The sequence below is a fragment of the Pseudomonas sp. Root562 genome (assembly GCF_001427125.1).
Classification (GTDB): Bacteria; Pseudomonadota; Gammaproteobacteria; order Pseudomonadales; family Pseudomonadaceae; genus Aquipseudomonas.
Map to the genome: position 1 here is coordinate 259176 of NZ_LMGK01000024.1, position 21625 is coordinate 280800.

At 60.7% G+C, this 21625-nt stretch carries 21 protein-coding genes; 15 read left to right on the forward strand and 6 right to left on the reverse strand.

Going from position 1 to position 21625, the window contains the following annotated elements; all coding sequences use genetic code 11:
- Positions 1–20 precede the first annotated feature (20 nt).
- Entirely contained in the window at positions 21–2165 is a 2145-nt protein-coding gene (gene dinG, locus ASD60_RS22710) for an ATP-dependent DNA helicase DinG (protein ID WP_056856128.1), read from the reverse strand.
- A gap of 99 nt (positions 2166–2264) precedes the next feature.
- Here dinG and ASD60_RS22715 point away from each other — a divergent pair, with 99 nt between their 5' ends.
- On the forward strand, positions 2265–2723 hold the full coding sequence (locus tag ASD60_RS22715) for a CopD family protein (RefSeq protein ID WP_056856129.1): 459 nt from the start codon (positions 2265–2267) through the stop codon (positions 2721–2723).
- A gap of 34 nt (positions 2724–2757) precedes the next feature.
- Here the strand turns inward: ASD60_RS22715 and ASD60_RS22720 are convergent, their stop codons facing one another.
- The 4 genes from ASD60_RS22720 to ASD60_RS22735 all read right to left on the reverse strand — a co-directional run bounded on the left by ASD60_RS22720 (position 2758) and on the right by ASD60_RS22735 (position 5433).
- Positions 2758–3516 (reverse strand): collagen-like triple helix repeat-containing protein, encoded by a 759-nt coding sequence (locus tag ASD60_RS22720; RefSeq protein WP_056856130.1) that lies wholly within the window; start codon positions 3514–3516, stop codon positions 2758–2760.
- Complete coding sequence (locus ASD60_RS22725) at positions 3509–3787, reverse strand: DUF1145 domain-containing protein (RefSeq protein WP_056856131.1); 279 nt, start codon at positions 3785–3787, stop codon at positions 3509–3511. The genes ASD60_RS22720 and ASD60_RS22725 overlap by 8 nt, the downstream gene beginning before the upstream one ends.
- Before the next feature lie 147 nt (positions 3788–3934).
- Positions 3935–4648, reverse strand: a complete 714-nt coding sequence (locus ASD60_RS22730) for an OmpA family protein (protein WP_056856132.1) — start codon at positions 4646–4648, stop codon at positions 3935–3937.
- Between the two features lie 89 nt (positions 4649–4737).
- A complete protein-coding gene (locus ASD60_RS22735; protein WP_056856133.1) occupies positions 4738–5433 on the reverse strand; it encodes an OmpA family protein in 696 nt (231 codons plus the stop codon).
- A 190-nt stretch (positions 5434–5623) separates the two neighbouring features.
- On the opposite strand from ASD60_RS22735, the gene ASD60_RS22740 reads away from it, so the two are divergent.
- From ASD60_RS22740 to ASD60_RS22755, 4 genes are all read left to right on the forward strand, one after another.
- Positions 5624–6121 (forward strand): DUF6231 family protein, encoded by a 498-nt coding sequence (locus ASD60_RS22740; protein ID WP_056856134.1) that lies wholly within the window; start codon positions 5624–5626, stop codon positions 6119–6121.
- 4 nt (positions 6122–6125) lie between these two features.
- The gene (locus ASD60_RS22745) at positions 6126–6602 is read left to right on the forward strand and encodes a YchJ family protein (RefSeq protein WP_056856135.1); all 477 of its coding nucleotides are present in this window, start codon (positions 6126–6128) and stop codon (positions 6600–6602) included.
- A 122-nt stretch (positions 6603–6724) separates the two neighbouring features.
- Complete coding sequence (locus ASD60_RS22750; RefSeq protein WP_056856136.1) at positions 6725–7219, forward strand: LEA type 2 family protein; 495 nt, start codon at positions 6725–6727, stop codon at positions 7217–7219.
- The gene (locus ASD60_RS22755) at positions 7216–7416 is read left to right on the forward strand and encodes an SEC-C metal-binding domain-containing protein (protein ID WP_034146774.1); all 201 of its coding nucleotides are present in this window, start codon (positions 7216–7218) and stop codon (positions 7414–7416) included. Before ASD60_RS22750 ends, ASD60_RS22755 begins: the two co-directional genes overlap by 4 nt.
- A 160-nt stretch (positions 7417–7576) precedes the next feature.
- On the opposite strand, the gene ASD60_RS22760 is transcribed toward ASD60_RS22755, so the two are convergent.
- Positions 7577–8143 (reverse strand): cysteine hydrolase family protein, encoded by a 567-nt coding sequence (locus tag ASD60_RS22760; RefSeq protein ID WP_056856137.1) that lies wholly within the window; start codon positions 8141–8143, stop codon positions 7577–7579.
- A 137-nt stretch (positions 8144–8280) separates the two neighbouring features.
- Between ASD60_RS22760 and ASD60_RS22765 the strand changes: the two genes are divergently transcribed.
- The 10 genes from ASD60_RS22765 (at position 8281) to pdeM (ending at position 21542) form a co-directional block, all read left to right on the forward strand.
- Complete coding sequence (locus tag ASD60_RS22765) at positions 8281–10731, forward strand: penicillin acylase family protein (protein ID WP_056856138.1); 2451 nt, start codon at positions 8281–8283, stop codon at positions 10729–10731.
- Positions 10732–11095: 364 nt separating this feature from the next.
- The gene (locus ASD60_RS22775) at positions 11096–12130 is read left to right on the forward strand and encodes a ligase-associated DNA damage response exonuclease (RefSeq protein WP_056856140.1); all 1035 of its coding nucleotides are present in this window, start codon (positions 11096–11098) and stop codon (positions 12128–12130) included.
- The gene (locus ASD60_RS22780) at positions 12127–13815 is read left to right on the forward strand and encodes an ATP-dependent DNA ligase (RefSeq protein WP_056856141.1); all 1689 of its coding nucleotides are present in this window, start codon (positions 12127–12129) and stop codon (positions 13813–13815) included. Before ASD60_RS22775 ends, ASD60_RS22780 begins: the two co-directional genes overlap by 4 nt.
- A gap of 205 nt (positions 13816–14020) precedes the next feature.
- Positions 14021–14803: a transporter substrate-binding domain-containing protein gene (locus tag ASD60_RS22785; protein WP_056856142.1), complete on the forward strand. Its 783-nt coding sequence runs from the start codon at positions 14021–14023 to the stop codon at positions 14801–14803.
- A gap of 56 nt (positions 14804–14859) precedes the next feature.
- Complete coding sequence (locus tag ASD60_RS22790) at positions 14860–15588, forward strand: ABC transporter permease (RefSeq protein WP_056856143.1); 729 nt, start codon at positions 14860–14862, stop codon at positions 15586–15588.
- Positions 15585–16295: an ABC transporter permease gene (locus tag ASD60_RS22795; RefSeq protein WP_056856144.1), complete on the forward strand. Its 711-nt coding sequence runs from the start codon at positions 15585–15587 to the stop codon at positions 16293–16295. Before ASD60_RS22790 ends, ASD60_RS22795 begins: the two co-directional genes overlap by 4 nt.
- A 26-nt stretch (positions 16296–16321) precedes the next feature.
- A complete protein-coding gene (locus ASD60_RS22800; protein WP_056856145.1) occupies positions 16322–17440 on the forward strand; it encodes a succinylglutamate desuccinylase/aspartoacylase family protein in 1119 nt (372 codons plus the stop codon).
- Between the two features lie 13 nt (positions 17441–17453).
- The gene (locus ASD60_RS22805; protein ID WP_056856146.1) at positions 17454–18218 is read left to right on the forward strand and encodes an ABC transporter ATP-binding protein; all 765 of its coding nucleotides are present in this window, start codon (positions 17454–17456) and stop codon (positions 18216–18218) included.
- 178 nt (positions 18219–18396) lie between these two features.
- A complete protein-coding gene (locus ASD60_RS22810; RefSeq protein ID WP_056856147.1) occupies positions 18397–20883 on the forward strand; it encodes a ligase-associated DNA damage response DEXH box helicase in 2487 nt (828 codons plus the stop codon).
- Positions 20883–21542 (forward strand): ligase-associated DNA damage response endonuclease PdeM, encoded by a 660-nt coding sequence (gene pdeM, locus ASD60_RS22815; RefSeq protein WP_056856148.1) that lies wholly within the window; start codon positions 20883–20885, stop codon positions 21540–21542. The genes ASD60_RS22810 and pdeM overlap by 1 nt, the downstream gene beginning before the upstream one ends.
- Positions 21543–21625 lie beyond the last annotated feature (83 nt).

Consider the following 21625-nt stretch of genomic DNA (forward strand, 5'->3'; position numbering starts at 1 on the left):
CAAAACTGCCCACCGGTGTTTCAGGAAATTTCACGCCGGAAAGGCGGCAACGCATTGAGGATCGCTTTGCCATAGCGCTGGGTCACCAGACGCCGGTCGAGCAAAGTGATGGTGCCGCGGTCTTCTTCGGTGCGCAGCAAGCGCCCGCAGGCCTGGACCAGTTTCAGCGAGGCATCCGGCACGGAGATTTCCATGAACGGATTGCCGCCACGGGCTTCGATCCATTCCGCCAGTGCCGCTTCGACAGGGTCATCCGGCACCGAGAACGGAATTTTGGCGATGACCACGTGCTCGCAATAGGCACCCGGCAGGTCGACCCCTTCGGCAAAGCTTGCCAGGCCGAACAACACGCTGGAATCACCGCCATCGACCCTCGCCTTGTGCTTGTTCAGGGTTTCCTGTTTCGACAGGTTGCCTTGAATGAACACCTGCTTGCGCCAGTCGCGGTCGAGGCCGTCGAACACGTCCTGCATCTGCTTGCGCGAAGAGAACAGCACCAGTGTGCCGCGCGAACCTTCGACCAGGTCCGGCAGATCGCGGATGATCGCCGCGGTGTGCGCCGCCGCATCACGTGGGTCGGCGTTCAGGTTCGGCACTCGCAACACACCGGCATCGGCATGATGAAACGGGCTCGGTACCACGGCGGTGACCGCTTTTTTCGGCAGGCCGGCGCGCATGCGGAAGCGGTCGAAGGTGCCGAGGGCCGTCAGGGTCGCCGAAGTGACCAAGCAGCCATGGGCTACGTTCCACAGGTTGCGTCGGAGCATTTCCGCCGCGAGGATCGGGCTGGCGTTGACCTCGATGTCGAACAGCGAGCCGCTTTCGGCCAGGGTCAACCAACGGGCCATGGGCGGGTTGTCTTCAGGGTCTTCAGCGGTAAACGCCACCCACAACTCCCAGTTGCCGGAAGAACGGGACAACAGGCTGCCGAACAGCGGATACCACTCTTCGGCCTGGTTGCTGGCGATGCCGATGTTGACCTCGCCGTCCATACCTTCCTTGAGCAGTTCGGTGAGGCGCGTGAACAGGTCGGTCAGGCGGGCAAAGCCTTTCTTCAACTCGATGCCCATCTCACGCATGTGCTCGGGAATCACTCCGCCGACGAAGCGATGACGCGGGCGTTCGCGACCTTCGACATCTTCGCCGGGCTTGAAATCGGCGGCCTGTTCGCAGGCGGTGAACATGAATTGTTGCTGGGTCTTGATCTCCCGAGCCAGCTCCGGCACCTGCTCGATCAACTTGCCCAGATCCCCGGGCAACGGGTGTTGCGCCAGCAGTTTGGTCAGGTTCTTTGCCGTGGTTTCCAGCCAGTCGGCGGTGGAGCGCAGGCGCGTGTAGTGGGCGAAGTGGCCGATGGCCTTGTCTGGCAGGTGGTGGCCTTCGTCGAACACGTAGATGGTGTCGCGCGGGTCCGGCAGCACAGCGCCGCCGCCCAACGCCAGGTCAGCCAGCACCATGTCGTGGTTGGTGACGATCACGTCTACCTTGCCCATGCCTTCGCGGGCCTTGTAGAAGGCGCACTGGCCGAAGTTCGGGCAATGACGGTTGGTGCATTGGCTGTGATCGGTGGTCAAGCGTGCCCAATCGGCGTCTTCGAGCGCGGTGGACCAGCTGTCGCGGTCGCCGTCCCACTTATTGCCGGCGAGCTTCTCGATCATGCTGGTGAACAGCTTCTGGCTGGCCTCATCGACCTCGATCTTGAAACCTTCTTCTTCGAACAACTGCGCCGTGGCGGTTTGCGCGTGGCCTTCCTGGAGCAACATGTCGAGCTTGGACAGGCACATGTAGCGCCCGCGCCCCTTGGCCAGGGCGAAGCTGAAATTCAGCCCGCTGTTGCGCATCAGATCGGGCAGATCCTTGTAGACGATCTGCTCCTGCAGGGCGACGGTGGCCGTGGCGATCACCAGGCGCTTGCCAGCGGCCTTGGCGGTGGGGATCGCCGCCAGGCTGTAGGCCACGGTCTTGCCAGTACCGGTGCCGGCTTCCACCGCGACAATCGCGGGGTCGCCACTGCGCCGGCCTTCGTCGTCGGTGTCGATATCACCGAGGACTTTGGCAACTTCGGCGATCATCAGGCGTTGGCCGTAGCGCGGCTTGAGGCTCTTGGCTTCGAGAAAACGCGAGTAGGCGCCCTGGATCGTGGTTTTGAGTTCAGTGCTGATCATGAATTGTCGGGCGCAAAAAACGCTGGATAAATTTTCAGTAGTTTGATTCGGCCGCTATCATACCCCGCTAATGAATCCCGCGCAGAACGGAGTACCCGAATGACACCTTTTAGCCTTGTTTATAGCCTGCATGTCCTCGCCGCACTGGTGTGGGTGGGCGGCATGTTTTTCGCCTGGATGGTCTTGCGTCCCGCGGCGATGACAGCGCTTGAGGGTCCTGCCCGCTTGAAGCTGTGGATTGAAGTGTTTCAAGGTTTTTTCCGCTGGGTCTGGGGGGCGGTCGTGCTGTTGCCAGTCAGTGGCGTGGTCATGCTGAATCTGAATTTCAGCGGTTTTGAACACGCGCCGCGCTATGTGCAGGTGATGATGGGGTTGTTTGTGGTGATGACGGCATTGTTCATCAGGATTCAGGCGTTGATGCTGCCGGAGTTGCGCGTGGCTGTGCTGGCGCAGGACTGGCCGGCGGGGGCTGCAGTGCTGGGGCGGATTCGTCGGTTGGTGGGGATCAACTTGATTGTCGGGTTGGTCGTGGTAGTTGTTGCTGCCGCTCGACCATGATCGTTCCCACGCAGAGCGTGGGAACGATCAATGCTTACAACCGCTGCACGACCACCGAGCCTGCCGCCCCGGCAGGTCCCGGTTGCCCATCGGCACCTGGTTTGCCGCTCTTGCCGCCATCGGCTTTATAGATCAGGCAGCCCTTGGCCTTGCCTCCGGCGCCAGGTTTTCCACCGGGTCCGGCCAGGCCACCCGCACCGCCGGCCACTTGAACCTTGATCTGTTCTGCCGGGTAATCACGCGGCACCACCAGTTTGACCAATGCCCCCGGTGCGCCTGGCTGGCCGTCACTGCCATTGCTGCCATCGGCACCGCGTCCGGCCTGGCCCCAGGTACAGCCCGGGGCTTGACCGTTGGCCCCGTCGAGACCGACAAACCCCGGAGCCCCCGCACCACCGCGCGCGTCGACGATCAGTTGCGGGGCATTGAGCGTCTTGATTTGCAGATTCAGGTTGCGCCCGGAGCGCGCGGCCTTCTGAAAAGTGCCCGGTGCGCCGCGAGCGGTGATCTGGCTGCCCTCGGACAATTGAGCACGGCTGACTTTCAATTCCAGCGCCTGCTCGCTGGGTACAATCGCGATCCGCGCATCACGTCCCAGATGCAGCTCGCCGACGGTGACTTCAGTCACGTTCGACGGAATCAGTAACGTGCCGTAATCGGCGACCTCCAGACGTTCCAGTTGCAAGGTGCTGGCGGTGTTGGGCAGACGCATCAGCGAGTTGGTTTCGACGCTCACCACCTGAGCGCAGGCCAGTGGACTGATGAGTACGGCGAGCAGACAGAATTTACGCATGGGAAGCCTTGGATGCGGAGGGAGCGGGAATGGTTTGCAGGTGGAAAACGCCGAAAATGACAATCTTCAGTCGATCACGCCAAGGGTGCGCGCGGCCTCTGAGGCTGCGGTAGCACAACAGCGCTTCCAGTAGATGAAGGATCGCCAGAATACCGCCGGCCAGATTGACCAGCAGATGCAGCGGATAGACAAATGGCGTGAACAGGTTGACCAGCACCACCAGCCAGAACAGCAGGGTCAACAGCTTCCCCAGCCCCCAAATCACCTTCATACGCCCCTCGATGGGAATTATTCTTTGAGCGCACAGTAACGGCTTCCACGCGGGATAAGCCAGAGGGCAAGCGAAAATTCTTGTTGAAGATCGCCGAATGGCCGTCGAAACGCAGGAAATCTGCGTTCGACAGCTCTAACCCGCGGTTCAGCGATTGATGTGCAGTTCCACGCGACGATTTTTCGCGCGGCCTTCCTCGGTTTCGTTATCGGCCACCGGCTGGCTTTCGCCCTTGCCCTCGCTGGTGAGTTTGTTGGGTGCCACACCCTGGCTCAGCAGATATTCCGCCACGCTGCTGGCGCGGCGCTCCGAAAGGGCCTGGTTGTAGCTGTCCGAGCCAACGCTGTCGGTATGGCCGATCACCTTGATGTTCACCACATCGGCGTCCAGCAATTTGCTCATGATCGCATCGAGCTCGCTTTGCGCGGTCGGGGTCAGGTCGGATTGATTGAAACCGAAGAACACGTCGTTGCTCAACGTGATGACTTCAGGCGCAGCAGGTTCTGCAGGTTTCACGCTGGCCGGGTATTGCGGCAGCGGGCAACCGTGATGTTCCACAGGCGTGTTGGCCGGTGTGTCGGGGCAGCGATCGCGGCGGTCGAACACACCGTCGTCGTCTTCGTCACCGTCCTGGGCGTAACAGATCAAACCACCGGTCAATATACCGAGCGCCGCTCCACCCGCCGCCCAACCGCCACTTTCGATAGCGCCCAGGCCTCCACCGACCAGTCCGCCAATGACGCTGCAGATCGGCCAGGTACGTTGATTGAGGGGGGCAGTGCCATCACTGTGAGTCGCGCAACCGGTCAACAGGCTGCCCAGCAGCAGAACCGGCAAGACGGTCCGTGTGAGATTGCTCATTTCCAAAGCTCCTGTGTCACCGGCCGATGCCGGTTACACAGGAGTAAAGACCCGCATCCGCGACTGCACAAGCCGGGGATCCGAGGGGCTTAGCGCTCGATTTTGATTTCCGTACGACGGTTTTGTGCACGACCGTCGGCAGTTTTGTTTTCGGCTACCGGCTGGCTCTCACCGGCACCGGTAACAGACACAAAGTTGCTGCGCGGCACGCCTTGCTGGATGAGGTACTCAACCACCGAATGAGCGCGTTTATCCGACAGTTTCTGGTTGTAGGAATCGCTGCCCACGCTGTCGGTATGACCGGTTACGGTCAATCGGGCAGTAGGGGCTTCTGCTTTCAAACGAGTGGCAATCTTGTCGAGTACCAGTTTGTCGGACGTCGTGAGCGTTGCTTTATCGAACTGGAAGTGGACATCACGAATGACAATGGTTTCTTCCTTGACCACTACAACTTCTTCAACCACTGGAGCAGGTGCTGGTGGTGGGCAACCATCGGCATCGACCTGAACGCCTCTAGGTGTGCCCGGGCACTTGTCGCGACTGTCCGGAACACCATCGCCGTCTTCGTCGCCGTCACCGTGAACCCAGCAATAAGCGGCCGCCGTACCACCGACAACCAACGCGCCCCAACCTGCCCACGACGAGCTCTCGGTCGCGCCGAGACCCGCACCTACGACACCACCGACCGCCGCACAGGTCGGCCAGTCGGTTTTCTGCAAACCTGCGCAACCAGTCAACACACTGGTTAGCAGAACCAGGGGTAATGCTGTCCGAACTATGCTCATCTAGTTTTCTCCTGAAGGATCGGCTTAGAACCGATTCAGGGAGTAAAGACCGGAGTTTTAATCTCCGCCAGCAATAGGCCATTGCAGTTTTGTCCCCTGTTCACGGCAGATCATCTCTTTTCAGGGAAAGCCGCTCTAGGCTCGAACTTGCGGGCAGGCTAGTCTTGGCAGACCTGACTGAGGAACTTCGATGATTGCAGCTATTTCTTCGCGCACGCCACAACAGGCGTTGGCCGCTTTGCTGGATCGTTACGCCCCTGCACGCCTGCTGCTGATCGGCGCCAGCGAATTCCCGGCGCTTGAAGCCTTCAAGCTCGCCCACCCCGACAGCTGCGTGGCGCATGCTGCGCCGGGAGCATTGCCGGCCGAACTGGCGGCGCGCCGGTTTGACCTGGCGCTGGTGGTCGATTGCCTCGAACACTTGCCCAAGCGCGATGGCCTGAATTTGCTCGGCGGCATCCGCAATCTCAACGCCAGCCGCATCGCCGTCCTCGCCGACTTACCGGCCAGCGGCTGGCAGGAGACGGACTTTTTCTCCCTGGCCCTGCAAGCCAGCGAACGCTTTCAGCGCGACGAACAGGTGCTGACCCTCTTCACCTATGATCTGCTTGACTACAAACAAGTCCCGGACTGGCTCAATTCGCGCTTTTGGGCCAATCCGGAAAACTTCGGGAAATATTGGTGGTAACGCAATGAGTACATCCATTTGCCCTTGCGGTAGCGGCACCCTGCTCGACGCCTGCTGCGGTCCTTACCATGCCGGCCACCCGGCCCCTTGCGCCGAAGCCCTGATGCGCTCGCGCTATAGCGCCTATGTGCTGGGCCTGATCGACTATCTGGTGGCGACCACCCTGCCCGCCCAGCAATCAGGACTCGACCGGCAATCGATCAGCGACTGGAGTGCCCAAAGCACCTGGCTGGGCCTTGAGGTGGAAAGCTCCGAAGTGCTCGGCGGCCAGCCGGAACACGCGTTCGTGACCTTTACCGCGCGCTGGCACGACGGCAGTGGCGAGCACAGTCATCGTGAACGCTCGTCATTCGTCCAGAACGCTGGACATTGGTACTTCATCGATCCCACCGTACCACTGGACATCGGTCGCAACGATCCATGCCCTTGCGCCAGCGGGCAGAAGTTCAAGAAATGCTGCTCGGGCTATTTCGGCGCGTGAGTTGACCGCAAAAAATCGCAGCCTTCGCCAGCTCCTGCACGGGATTGCCTGCACACTGCAGGAGTGGCCGAAGGCTGCGATCCTTTAACGACTAGACTGGGGTTCAAGGGAGAAGAACGACCATGATCACCCGGCGATTCGCACAATGTCTGCTCATGCTTGCCCTTTGTCTGGGGCTCGGCGGCTGTGCGTCCTGGTTCGCCAGCGATGAGCCAGACCCCGAAGTGCACCTGACCCGGGTGGAAGTGGTGCGCGCCAAACTGCTGGAGCAACGCTTCGTGTTGCACTTTCGCATTGATAACCGTAGCGAAAACGAGCTGACCGTACGCGGTATGGAATACCGCATTCATTTGGGCGACATCCTGCTGGTCGATGGCGAGCATGAACACTGGATCAGCATCGGCCCCAAGGCCAGCCGTTTTTACAAAGTGCCGATCCGCACCAACCTGTGGCCCAAGGTCAGAGACCTGGTCAAACAGTTGAAAAACTCCGAGCAAGGCATTCCCTATCGCCTCGAAGGTGAAATGGAAACCGGTTTATTCATCGCCCACTACGTGCACCTGGAGCGTAATGGCGTGATAATCCCCGCCGATCTAATTCCGGAGCAACCTCGATGACCCAGCAACCCCATGTCCATGGCCCTGACTGCAACCACGATCATGACCACCATGATCACGACCATGGCCATGTCCACGGCCCGAACTGCGGCCACGCCCACCAGGAACCGGTGCGCAATGCCTTGAAAGACGTTGGCCGCAACGACCCTTGCCCATGCGGCAACGGCAAGAAATTCAAGAAGTGCCACGGCGCTTGAGGCTTCAGGTGAAAACCTGCCTCGTCTGGTAGGCCGGTTTCGCGAGCAGGCCCACTCTCACAGTGTTTCGAGACCTGTAGGAGCAAGGCTTGCCCGCGATTGCCGCGCCTCGGTACTTCATACTCTTTGCATCATCGTTCATCGCGGGCAAGCCTTGCTCCTACAGATGTTCACCCGCCTTCAGAATGTGTTCGGTACTGACCACGGTCGCGTACTCACCATGCAGATTCCCCAGCGACATACCGTGCACCTCTTCGGCTGAACGGGGGTTACCGAAAAAATCGGCCTTGTCGAAGGTAAAGCACGCATCCTCCACCACCCACGCCTCGAACCCCAGGTTGCCCGCCGTGCGCGCCGTGGACTCCACCGAGTTGTGGGTCGCCACGCCGACGATGATCAACTGTGCGATCCCCGCCTCGCGCAACAGTCTCTCCAGCCCCGTTGAACAAAATGCGTCCGGCACCTGCTTCTGAATCAGTTGCTCACCCGGCAGTGGCTGAAATCGTTGCTGAATCTCCACGCCCGATTGCAGCGGCCAGAACACCGAGTCCTCTGATCGGGACAAGTGCTGGACGTGAATCACCGGCCGTTCGCTGCGCCGCCAATGCGCCAACAGTTCCAGCATGCGGTCCTCGGCCTGGGGATTGTTCCGGCGACCCAGCCTGGGGTGCAGAATGCCCTTCTGTTGATCGATGATGATCAATCCTGCATTTGCCTTTAATTCCATGTCGACACACCTCCCGGACCATTGGTCGCTGAACTTATCAGACAAATCCTGAAATAACCTTGTACCCCGCTTGCGCGCCCTCCTCCCGCTCACTAACGTAGCGGCTTTACTGACGCTACCCCCGCAGGAGCTTTGCCATGGCCTCGCCAGCCCTCACACATTTTCTACCCCGGTTCGGCGTTGCCGCAGCAGTCACGGGGGTTTTGAGCCTGACAGGGTGTCAGAGCTTCAATGCCCAGGACACCCTCCCGCCGACCTCCGGCGTGCAGCCCCTCAAGGGGCTGGCGCAGAATGTCTCGGTGCGCCGCAACGCGATGGGCATGCCGTTGATCGAAAGCAGCACGTTCCACGACGCGCTGTTCGCCCTCGGCTATGTGCACGCCAGCGACCGCATCACCCAAATGGTCACCCTGCGCTTGCTGGCCCAGGGCCGTCTGGCGGAAATGCACGGTGCGGATTTGCTGGACGCCGACCGCTACATGCGCGCGGTCAACCTGAAGAAAAGCGCCGGGGAGTTGTACAAAGCGTCTTCGCCGCGGCTCAAACGCTTCTTTGAAGTCTATGCCCGCGGGGTCAACGCCTACCTGTTCCGCTATCGCGACAAGCTGCCGGCGGATCTGGTCGCCAGCGGCTACAAGCCTGAGTACTGGAAACCGGAAGATTCAGCGCTGATTTTCTGTCTGCTGAACTTCAGCCAGTCGGCCAACCTGCCGGAAGAAATTTCTGCGCTGGTACTCGCGCAAACCGTCACCACCGACAAACTGCCGTGGTTGACGCCGTCCGCTCCCGACGAAAAGCTGCCCTTGGCTGAAAGCGAGAAGCTGCATGGCATCAAGCTTAACGGGCAGGTACCGGGGCTGACTGAAATCAGTAAGGCCACCCGCCAACTGTCTGAGTTGAATCTGCTGGGCGCCATTTCCTCGAACAATTGGGCGATAGCGCCGCAACGCAGCCGCAGCGGCAAAAGCCTGCTGGCCAGCGACAGCCATGGCCCGATGGGTGTGCCGTCGCTCTACAGCTACGTACAGATTCGCGCGCCGAAATATCAGGCCTCCGGTGTGACCATCGCCGGTTTGCCGATGGTGCTGGGCGGTTTCAACGGCAAAGTGGCGTGGAGCACGACCACCGTCATGGGTGACAACCAGGACCTGTTCCTGGAAAAAATCCGCCGCCAGGGCAACGGCCTTGCCTACGAAACCAATGGCAAGTGGCAGCCGGCGACCGCGCGCAACGAAACCTACTTCGTCAAAGGCCAGCGGCCGATTCGCGAAACCGTGTACGAAACCCGCCACGGCCCGCTACTCAACAGCGCCCAAGGCCTGGCGCAAGGCAACGGCTTCGGCCTGGCCCTGCAGACACCGAACTTCTCCGACGACAAATCCCTGGACGCGTTTTTTGACCTGTCCCGCGCGCAGAACGTCGAGAAGGCGTCCGATGCCAGCCGCGAAATTCGCGCCATTGCCTTGAACCTGGTGTTTGCCGATGCCAGCAACATAGGCTGGCAAGTCACCGGCCGTTACCCTAACCGCCGCGAAGGCGAAGGCCTGTTGCCCTCGCCGGGCTGGGAAGATCGCTACGATTGGGACGGCTACGCCGACCCGATGCTGCACCCTTACGACCAGGACCCGGCGCAAGGCTGGCTCGGCACGGCCAACCAGCGGGTCATTCCCCATGGCTACGGCATGCAACTGTCCAATTCCTGGTCGGCACCGGAGCGTGGCGAGCGTTTGGCAGAACTGGCCGGTGTGGGCAAACATGACACTCGCAGCCTGATTGCCATGCAGTACGACCAGACCACCACGTTCGCCGCCAAACTGAAGAAAATGTTCGAAGCGCCGGGCATGGCCCAGCCACTCAAACAAGCCATCGAAGCCCTGCCGGTGGCCGATCGCGGCAAGGCACGCGAAGCATTGACCCGCTTGATGGCATTCGACGGCAAACTGGCCCCGACGTCCGCCGATGCAGCGATCTACGAACTGTTTTTGCAGGAAAGCATGAAACAGATTTTCCTCGATGAGTTGGGACCGGACAGCAGCCCGGCCTGGAAAGCCTTCGTCGCCAACGGCAAGTTGTCCTACGCAGCACAGGCCGATCATTTGCTGGGCCGCGAAGACAGTCCATTCTGGGATGACGCGCGCAGCGCGCAGAAAGAAGATAAACCCGCGATTCTCGCCCGCAGTCTCGCCGCGGCAATCACGGCCGGCGACAGTCAGTTGGGCGGCGATCACAAAGCCTGGCAGTGGGGCAAGCTGCACCGCTACGAATGGAAGAACGTCAGTGGCCAGACCGTGCGCGGCCCCGTGCCGGCCGGTGGCGATCACACCACGCTCAACACCGCCGCTTTCGCCTGGGGCCAGGACTTCAACACCACGCTGGCACCGGCCATGCGCTTTATCGTCGATTTCGGCCAGGCCGAACCGTTGATGGGCCAGATCGCCAGCGGCCAATCCGGCAACCCGGCCAGCCCGAACTACCTCAACAGCATCGATCCGTGGCTCAAAGGGCAGTATCAGACCCTGCCGATGCAGTCGCAGAACTATGACAGGGTTTATGGCAGCAAGCGCTTGACCCTGACACCGGGCAAGTAACGCCCCCCCTGTAGGAGCGAGCCTGTCGAATCGTCGCACCGTCGCGATGGATGTCAATGATAACGCGGGGCACCTGATGCCCCGCGGCGTTCTTGGATTCATCGCCAGCAGGCTGGCGCCTACAGGGGATTTGTGCCAAATACTTGAACCGCGGCCACTTCAAAGCCTGTAGGAGCATGGCTTGCCCGCGATGACGCCGGCACATTCAACATTATCGGTGACTGACATTCCGCTATCGCGAGCAAGCTGTGCTCCTACAAGGAATGAGCTGTACCTCGTGTAAAGCGCGCCCATCAAACCCCGATAGAACTTCTCGCCGCGCGCCAGCCTCATAGCTAACAAGTCCCCCCACTTGGGTAGCATCGTGGATCTTGTTATCGCGCGTCCCGAAGGCTTGTACTGCCCCGCTGGCGATTTCTATATCGATCCCTGGCGACCGGTCGAGCGATCAGTCATTACCCACGCCCATGGCGACCATGCGCGCACCGGCAACCAGCATTACCTGGCAGCGGCGCCGGGTGAAGGCATTCTGCGAGCGCGGCTGGGGCAAGACATCAACCTGCAGACGCTGGCCTACGGCGAGCGCTTGTTGCATCACGGCGTCACCCTGAGTTTTCATCCGGCTGGGCATGTTCTGGGATCGGCGCAGGTTCGCCTGCAATACCGCGGCGAAGTCTGGGTCGCTTCCGGCGATTACAAAATCGAGCCCGACGGCACTTGTGCCCCGTTCGAACCGGTGCGCTGCCATACCTTTATCACCGAATCGACCTTCGGCCTGCCAATTTATCGCTGGCAACCCCAGGCGCAGGTCTTCGCAGAAATCAATCAATGGTGGCAGGCCAACGCGGCACAGGACAAAACCAGCGTGCTGCTGTGCTATTCGTTCGGCAAAGCCCAACGCATTCTCCACGGCATCGATGCCGGACTCGGCCCGATCCTTGTCCATGGCGCGGTCGAACCGCTGAACCGGGTTTACCGCGAAGCGGGTGTTCACCTGCCTGCGACGATCTATGCCGGCGATGTGCAAAAAAACGACCCGCTGATGCGCAAAGCCCTGGTCATTGCCCCTCCCTCCGCCGGTGGCAGCACCTGGATGCGCCGCTTCGGCGACTTCAGCGATGGCTTCGCCAGCGGCTGGATGCGCCTGCGCGGTACTCGCCGGCGCCGCGGTGTGGATCGCGGCTTCGTGCTCTCCGATCACGCGGACTGGCCTGGCCTGCTCTGGGCCATCGAACAGAGTGATGCGCAACGGGTGATGGTCACCCACGGTTCGGTCGCCGTGCTGGTGCGTCACCTGCGCGAGCAAGGCCTCGACGCCCAGGCTTTCGATACCGAATACGGTGACGATGAAGAAGAACCTGTAGCCGTCGAGCACGAGCCCACCGAGGCGACGTCATGAGAGCGTTTGCCCAGTTGTATGCCGAGCTCGATGCGACGACTTCAAGCAATGCCAAACTGTTGGCGATGCAACGCTACTTTGCCCAGGCCGCCCCTGAAGATGCTGCATGGGCGGTGTATTTCCTGTCCGGAGGACGGCCCCGGCAATTGGTGCCGGCGCGGCTTCTGCATGATCTGGCGATTGAGCAATCGGGCCTGTCGACGTGGTTGTTCGAAGAGAGTTATCAGGCCGTGGGCGATCTGGCCGAAACCATCTCGCTGATCCTGCCTGAGACTCCTCACGTGTCCAGCGATGGCCTGGCCGTGTGGGTCGAAAAAAAGCTGCTGCCTTTGCGCGGCGAATCCCCCGAGGTGCTCGCCCGGCAACTGCCCGAACTCTGGTCGCAACTGGACCGCACCAGCTTGATGCTCTGTATCAAGCTCATCACCGGCAGCTTTCGTGTTGGCGTCTCCAAACTGTTGGTCACCCGGGCGCTCGCCGCCATGGCCCATCTCGACAGCAAACGCGTGGCGCAACGCCTGGTGGGCTATACCGACCTGTCCAATCGCCCGAGCGCCGCCAGTTACCTGAAACTGATCGCCGCCGAATCGGCCGATGAACATGCCCAGCGAGGCGGCCAGCCCTATCCGTTTTTTCTCGCCCACGCACTGTCCCAACCAGTCGAACAATTCGACGCATTGCTCGGCCCTGCCAGCCAATGGCAAGTGGAATGGAAGTGGGATGGCATCCGCGCCCAAGTGGTCAAGCGCGACGCAAAGTTGTGGGTCTGGTCACGGGGTGAAGAGTTGGTGACCGAGCGGTTTCCCGAGCTGGCCAACCTGAACCACGTCTTGCCCGACGGCACGGTGATCGACGGTGAAATCGTGGTCTGGAAAGCTGATCAACCCGACACCGCCGACGCCTTCGACCCGCAATCGCCGACCGCCCCCGCCGTGCAACCTTTCGCCCTGCTGCAACAGCGCATCGGGCGCAAAACCCTGAGCAAGAAAATGCTTGGCGACATTCCAGTGGTCATCCTCGCGTACGACTTGCTGGAATGGGCCGGCGAAGACTGGCGCAATCAACCGCAGGCGCAGCGGCGGGCGCAACTGGAGCAAGTCATTGCCCGTTGCAATCATCCGGCGCTGCTGGCGTCGCCACTGTTGACCGGCGAAGACTGGTTCGACCTCGCCCGCCAGCGCGAAGATTCTCGCCGGCTCGGCGTCGAAGGGATGATGCTCAAGGCTCAAGACGCGCTCTACGGCGTGGGCCGAACCAAGGATGTGGGCGTCTGGTGGAAATGGAAGGTAGACCCGTTCAGTGTCGACGCCGTGCTGATATATGCGCAACGCGGTCATGGCCGCCGGGCGAGTCTTTTCAGCGACTACACCTTCGCGGTCTGGGACGGCCCACCCGACGCCAGCGAGCGCACGTTGGTGCCCTTTGCCAAGGCCTACTCAGGGCTGACCGATGCAGAAATGCGCCAGGTCGACAACATCGTGCGTAAAACCACCGTGGAAAAATTCGGCCCGGTGATCAGCGTCAAACCGAGCCTGGTGTTTGAGCTGGGCTTCGAAGGGATTGCGCTGTCCAAGCGGCACAAAAGCGGGATCGCCGTGCGGTTTCCGCGGATGCTGCGCTGGCGTCAGGACAAGTCCGTCGATGAGGCGGATCACTTGGGAACACTGCAGGATTTGCTCCAGTAATTCGCCTGCCGAAGAACCAAAAGAGTGCGGGTCTTCCACGCCGCCCGTTTTCGTGCACTAATCCCATCCCGGCGATTTCCTGAATGCCTGTTAAACGCTTGTTCGGCACTCTGGTTCGGAAATTGCTACTTTCATTAGGTCTTACGCTTACCAGTAACAATAATTCTGCGCCACAAGCGCTCATATTGGTTTTAGGGAATAAATAATGAAAAAAGCATTGCTGACCCTCTCTGCACTGGCGTTGTGCATGGCCGCTGGCTCCGCCATGGCAAAGGAATACAAGGAACTGCGTTTTGGTGTTGACCCTTCCTACGCACCGTTCGAGTCGAAAGCGGCTGACGGCAACCTGGTGGGCTTCGACATCGATCTGGGCAACGCAATCTGCGCCGAGCTGAAGGTCAAGTGCAAATGGGTCGAAAGCGATTTCGACGGGATGATTCCTGGCCTCAAGGCCAATAAATTCGACGGTGTGATCTCTTCGATGACCGTCACCCCGGCCCGTGAAAAAGTCATCGACTTCTCCAGCGAGCTGTTTTCCGGTCCAACCGCCTACGTGTTCAAGAAAGGCTCTGGCCTGACCGAAGACGTCGCTTCGCTCAAGGGCAAGACCGTCGGCTACGAGCAAGGCACCATCCAGGAAGCCTACGCCAAAGCCGTTCTGGACAAGGCTGGGGTAAAAACCCAGGCCTATCAGAACCAGGACCAGGTGTATTCCGACCTGACTTCCGGCCGTCTCGACGCCGCGATCCAGGACATGCTGCAAGCCGAACTGGGCTTCCTGAAGTCGCCAAAAGGCGAGGGCTACGAAGTCAGCAAGCCAGTCGACAGCGAACTGCTGCCTGCTAAAACGGCTATCGGTATTAAGAAAGGTAACACCGAGCTGAAAGCACTTTTGGACAAAGGTATCAAAGCGTTACACGATGATGGCACCTACGCCACCATTCAGAAGAAACACTTTGGCGATCTGAATCTGTACAGCGGCAAGTAATGCCCGGCGCCCATCTCGCGATGGGCGCTTTTTTCATCCGATCAGGTTGCTGATTTATGTTCGAAAACCTCCTGCAAAATCTGGGGCTCTCCGCCTTCAGCCTCAAGGGCTTCGGTCCTTTGCTGATGGAAGGCACCTGGATGACTATCAAATTATCGGCGATGTCGCTGCTGGTGGCCGTGTTGCTCGGCCTGCTCGGCGCCAGCGCCAAACTGTCCAAAGTCAAACTGCTGCGCCTGGTTGCCCAGTGCTACACCACGTTGATTCGCGGGGTGCCGGACCTGGTGCTGATGCTGCTGATCTTCTACAGCCTGCAAACCTGGCTGACGTCGCTTACCGACTACATGGAATGGGAATACATCGAGATCAACCCTTTCAGCGCCGGGGTACTGACCCTGGGCTTCATTTACGGCGCGTATTTCACCGAAACGTTCCGCGGCGCCATCCTTGCCGTGCCGCGCGGCCAGGTCGAAGCGGCCACCGCCTATGGTCTCAAGCGCGGTCAGCGCTTTCGTATCGTGGTGTTCCCGCAAATGATGCGCTTTGCCCTGCCGGGTATCGGCAACAACTGGATGGTGATGCTCAAGGCCACCGCGCTGGTGTCGATCATCGGCCTTGCCGACCTGGTCAAGGCAGCCCAGGACGCGGGTAAAAGCAGCTATCAACTGTTCTACTTCCTGGTGCTCGCTGCGCTGATCTATCTGTTGATCACCAGTGCCTCCAACATCATTCTGCGCTGGCTCGAACGCCGCTACGCCGCCGGGACCCGGGAGGCCGTACGATGATCGAACTCCTGCAGGAATACTGGAGGGCTTTCCTCTACACCGACGGCCAGAACATCACCGGCCTGGCCATGACCCTGTGGCTGCTCAGCGCGTCGATTTTCATCGGTTTCATCGTCTCGATTCCGCTGTCCATCGCCCGGGTTTCACCGCACTTCTACATTCGCTGGCCGGTGCAGTTCTACACCTACCTGTTCCGCGGTACGCCGCTCTATATCCAGTTGCTGATCTGCTACACCGGCATTTACAGCCTCGCCGCCGTGCGGGCGCAACCGGTGCTCGACAGCTTCTTCCGCGATGCGATGAACTGCACCATCCTGGCGTTCGCCCTGAACACCTGCGCCTATACCACGGAAATTTTCGCCGGGGCCATCCGCAGCATGGCCCACGGTGAAGTCGAAGCCGCCAAGGCCTATGGCCTGACAGGGTGGAAGCTGTATGCCTACGTGATCATGCCTTCGGCTCTGCGCCGCTCGTTGCCCTACTACAGCAACGAAGTGATCCTGATGCTGCACTCGACCACCGTGGCCTTCACCGCAACCATCCCGGACATCCTGAAAGTCGCGCGGGACGCCAACTCGGCGACCTTCCTGACCTTCCAGTCGTTCGGCATCGCCGCGCTGATTTACCTGACCGTCACCTTTGCGCTGGTTGGCCTGTTCCGTCTCGCCGAACGCCGATGGCTGGCCTTCCTCGGGCCGACTCACTAGGGCCCAAGTTTCCTGGAATAAGACAAATGCGCCACCAGATACATGACTTGCTGGCCCCGCTGCCGGGGACAGCACGACAGATCCACAGCTTTCACTTCGGCCCTCAGCCGGCCAAAGGCAAGATCTACATCCAGTCATCCCTGCACGCCGATGAAATGCCCGGCATGCTGGTCGCCTGGCATCTCAAGCAACGCCTGACGGAGCTCGAAGCGGCCGGGCGGCTGCGCAGTGAAATCGTTCTGGTTCCGGTAGCCAATCCGGTTGGCCTGGAACAAGTGCTGATGGATGTGCCGCTGGGTCGATACGAGCTGGAAAGCGGACAGAACTTCAACCGCTGGTTCGTCGATTTGAGCGAGGAAGTCGGCAATGAGATCGAAGGCCAGCTCGGTGACGACCCCCAGCGTAATCGCGAACTGATCCGCAGCAGCCTGCGCAATGCGCTGGCCCGGCAGACCGCCGGCACCCAGTTGCAATCCCAACGCCTGACCCTGCAAAGGCTGGCCTGCGACGCCGACATGGTGCTGGACCTGCATTGCGATTTCGAAGCCGTCGCGCACTTGTACACCACGCCCGAAGCCTGGCCGCAGGTCGAGCCGCTGGCGCGCTACATCGGTTCCGAAGCCAGTTTGCTGGCCACTGATTCCGGCGGGCAGTCGTTCGATGAATGCTTCACCCTACTCTGGTGGCAGTTGAAAGAACGCTTCGGCGAACAGTTCGACATTGCGCCGGGCAGCTTTTCGGTCACGGTCGAATTGCGCGGCCAGGGCGACGTCAATCACCCGCTGGCCAGCCTCGACAGCCAGGCACTGATCGATTACCTGATTCACTTCGGTGCAATTGCCGGCGAACCGGCGCCATTGCCCGACCTGCCCTACCCGGCTACGCCCCTGGCCGGCGTCGAACCGGTGGCGACCCCCGTCGGCGGTTTGCTGGTGTTCACTGCATTGCCAGGTGAGTACCTGGAAGCCGGGCAACTGATCGCCGAAATCATCGACCCGATCACCGATCGCGTCACTGCGGTCCATTGCACTGCCGCCGGCCTGATGTATGCGCGCTCGCTGCGCCGCATGGCCACTGCCGGCATGGTCATCGCCCATGTCGCGGGCACCGAAGCCTATCGCAGCGGCTACCTACTTTCGCCTTGAGGATGCTTGTTCCATGTACAAACTGACCATCGAAGGCCTGCACAAGAGCTATGGCGATCACGAGGTGCTCAAAGGCGTTTCGCTCAAGGCCAACACCGGCGACGTCATCAGCCTGATCGGCGCCAGCGGCTCGGGCAAAAGTACCTTTTTGCGCTGCATCAACTTTCTCGAACAACCCAATGACGGCGCCATGAGCCTGGACGGCCAGGCGATCCGCATGGTCAAGGATCGCCACGGCATGCACGTCGCCGATCCCGACGAACTGCAACGGATCCGCACCCGCCTGGCCATGGTGTTCCAACACTTCAACCTGTGGAGCCACATGACCGTGCTGGAAAACATCACCATGGCCCCGCGCCGGGTGTTGGGTTGCAGCAAGCAGGAAGCCGAAGACCGTGCCCGTCGCTACCTGGACAAAGTCGGCTTGCCGGCGCGGGTGGCGGACCAATACCCGGCATTTCTTTCCGGCGGCCAGCAGCAACGGGTGGCGATTGCCCGAGCGTTGGCCATGGAGCCGGAGGTCATGCTGTTTGACGAACCGACGTCAGCACTGGACCCGGAGCTGGTGGGTGAAGTGCTCAAGGTGATCCAGGGCCTGGCCGAAGAAGGCCGGACCATGATCATGGTCACCCACGAAATGAGCTTCGCCCGTAAAGTGTCGAGCCAGGTGCTGTTCCTGCATCAGGGCCTGGTAGAGGAAGAAGGCGCGCCGGAAGACGTGCTGGGCAATCCGAAAAGCGAACGCCTCAAGCAATTCCTCAGCGGTAACCTCAAGTAAAACCAGCCCCATGTAGGAGCAAAGCTTGCTCGCGATAGCGGTATTTCAGTCGATATTATCCTCGCCTGAAGCACCGCTATCGCGAGCAAGCTTTGCTCCTACAGCAGACATCGCAATAAAACTTGTTGTGTTGCGTCGTGGTCACTGAAGGAACACTTTCAGAGCGCAAACCGCCGGCATGGGAACCTCCTCCAACTTTGCAAAGCAATGGTTCACCGCTCGCGGCTGGAAGCCGTTCGCCTTTCAAAAGGAAGTGTGGTCAGCGGTAAAACAGGGACACAGCGGATTGCTGCACGCCAGCACCGGCGCCGGTAAAACCTACGCGGTCTGGTTCGGCGCGCTCAATCGCTTCGCCCGCTCTTCACCTGCGGTTGAAACAACTCGCAAACGTAAACCCGTGGCCGAGCCCCTCACGGTGCTGTGGATAACCCCCATGCGCGCCCTGGCCGCCGACACCGCCCGCGCACTTGAAGCGCCGCTGCAGGCTTTGCAGATTCCGTGGAGCGTCGGCCTGCGCACCGGCGACACCAGCAGCAGTGAACGAGCGCGCCAGAGCCGGCGCCTGCCGAGCACGCTGATCACCACACCAGAAAGCCTGACCCTGATGCTTGCCCGTGCCGACGCGCAAACAGCACTTTCGACCTTGCGCATGGTGGTGGTCGATGAATGGCACGAATTGCTTGGCAACAAGCGCGGCGTGCAACTGCAATTGGCCTTGGCCCGTTTGCGTCGCTGGCGCCCCGAACTGATCGTCTGGGGCGTTTCCGCGACGCTGGGTAATCAGTCTCACGCCGAGCAGGTGCTGATCCCCAACGGAGGCGGCATCAGTGTGCAAGGGCAAACCCGCAAAGTGCTGCGGGTCGACACGCTGCTGCCCCCGGCGATCGAGCGTTTTCCCTGGGCCGGGCACATCGGGTTGAAGATGCTGCCGCAGGTGGTGGGCGAACTCGAATCCAGCGCCAGCAGCCTGGTGTTTACCAACACCCGTGCCCAGTCGGAGATCTGGTACCAGGCCCTCCTCGACGCCCGGCCGGACTGGGCCGGATTGATCGCGCTGCACCACAGCTCGTTGTCCCGCGACACCCGAGACTGGGTCGAACGCGCGCTCAAGGATGGCCAACTCAAAGCGGTGGTCTGCACCTCCAGCCTCGATCTTGGTGTGGATTTCCTGCCGGTGGAGCGGGTTCTGCAAATCGGCTCCGCCAAAGGTGTGGCGCGGCTCATGCAGCGTGCCGGGCGCTCCGGCCATGCACCGGGACGTGAATCACGGGTCACGCTGGTGCCAACCCACAGCCTTGAATTGATCGAGGCCGCCGCGGCGCAGGATGCTGTCGCGGCACGCTGCATCGAACCGCGGCTATCCCCGGTCAAGCCACTGGATGTATTGGTGCAGCACTTGGTCAGCATCGCTCTGGGCGGCGGTTTTCTCCCCGATGAGTTGTACGAAGAAGTCCGCGGAGCCTGGGCATATCGTGACCTGAACCCGGCCGAATGGGCATGGGCGCTGGCGTTCGTGCGTCATGGCGGACTCTCCCTGACAGCCTATCCGGATTACCGCCGGGTCGAGCCCGATGAACACGGTGTGTGGCGCGTGCCGGATGCACGGCTGGCCCGCAGGCATCGCATGAGCATCGGTACCATCGTCAGCGATGCGAGCATTCAGTTGAAATTCTGGAGCAAGGGCGGCGGTGGCAAACAGTTGGGCAGTGTCGAGGAGGGCTTTATTGCGCGCCTCAAACCCGGTGATGGTTTTCTGTTCGCCGGGCGCTTGCTGGAACTGGTGCGGGTAGAAAACATGACCGCGTACGTCAAACGCAGCACGGTGAAAAAAGCCGCGGTCCCGCGCTGGAATGGCGGACGCATGCCCCTATCCAATGAACTGGCAAAAGCGGTGGTCGCCCGATTCAGTGCCGCGGCGAAGGGTCATTATGTCGGCCCGCAAATGCAGGCGATGCGCCCCTTACTGCAAGTGCAACAACGGTGGTCGGGATTACCGACCGAAAACAGTCTGCTGGCCGAAGCCCTGAAGTCTCGCGAGGGCTGGCACCTTTTTCTTTTTCCCTTTGCCGGTCGCCAGGTGCATCTGGGGCTGGCCAGCCTGTTGGCGTGGCGGGCCAGTCAACGCCAGCCGCTGACCTTCTCGATCGCAGTCAATGATTACGGCCTGGAACTGCTCAGCGCCACGCCCGTCGATTGGTCGCGGCAACTCGATGCCGCCCTGTTCAGCGCCGAGAATCTGTTGCAGGACGTACTGGCCAGTCTTAATGCCGGTGAACTGGCCCTGCGCCGTTTCCGCGAAATCGCTCGAATTGCCGGGCTGGTGTTCGCCGGCTACCCCGGCGCGCCGAAAAGCACGCGGCAGGTTCAGGCGTCCAGCGGCCTGTTCTTCGAAGTGTTCAAACAATACGACGCGGGCAATTTATTGCTGGCTCAGGCCGGGGAAGAAGTGTTGCGGGAAGAGTTGGATATTCGTCGCCTGGAACAAACACTGGAGCGAATCAACCGGATGACATTGGACCTGCATCAGATCAAGCAACCAACGCCCCTTGGCTTTCCACTGCTGGTGGAACGGATGCGCGAAAGCATGAGCTCGGAAAAACTTGCCGACCGCATCCGACGCATGGTCAGCGATCTGGAAACAACCGCCGACACCGGGAAAACCTGATGAGTGCGCCCTATCCGATAAGCCTTTGTGGAGAAGAGCTCTGGCTGCTGCCGGAAAAAGCCGTCTATTGGCCGGCTCAACAAGCACTGTTGGTGGCCGATGTGCATTTTGGCAAGGCCGCGGCCTATCGAAGCCTGGGTCAACCTGTACCGCAGGGAACGACCCAGCAGAACATTGCCGTGCTCGATGCCCTGTTGAAGGCACTTCCCTGCCGGCAATTGATTTTTCTCGGTGACTTTCTCCACGGCCCCGGCTCTCACGCGACAGCTACGCTCCAGGCGTTGGCCCAGTGGCGAGCGCGGCATCGTGACTTGCCCATGACGCTGATCCGCGGCAACCACGATAAACGTGCCGGCGACCCACCCGCCACACTGAACATTGGGGTGGTGCCTGAACCCATGTTACTGGGGCCTTTCGCTTTGCAGCACGAGCCGAACCCGTATCCTGGGCGGCATGTGCTGGCCGGGCACGTGCACCCGGTGTTTCGACTCAACGGTCGAGGCCGGCAGCGTTTGCGCCTGGCGTGTTTCAGGATTGGCGAGACGGTCAGCCTGTTACCGGCCTTCGGCGCGTTCACCGGGGGATATCAGGTTGAACGGGACGACAATTGCAGGATTTTTGTAATCGGCGACAACGAAATCTGGCCGGTGACCCTGTAGGAGCGAGCCTGTCGAATCGTCGCACCGTCGCGATGGACGTCAACGATGACGCGTGACAACTGACACTGCGCGGCGTTCTCGGG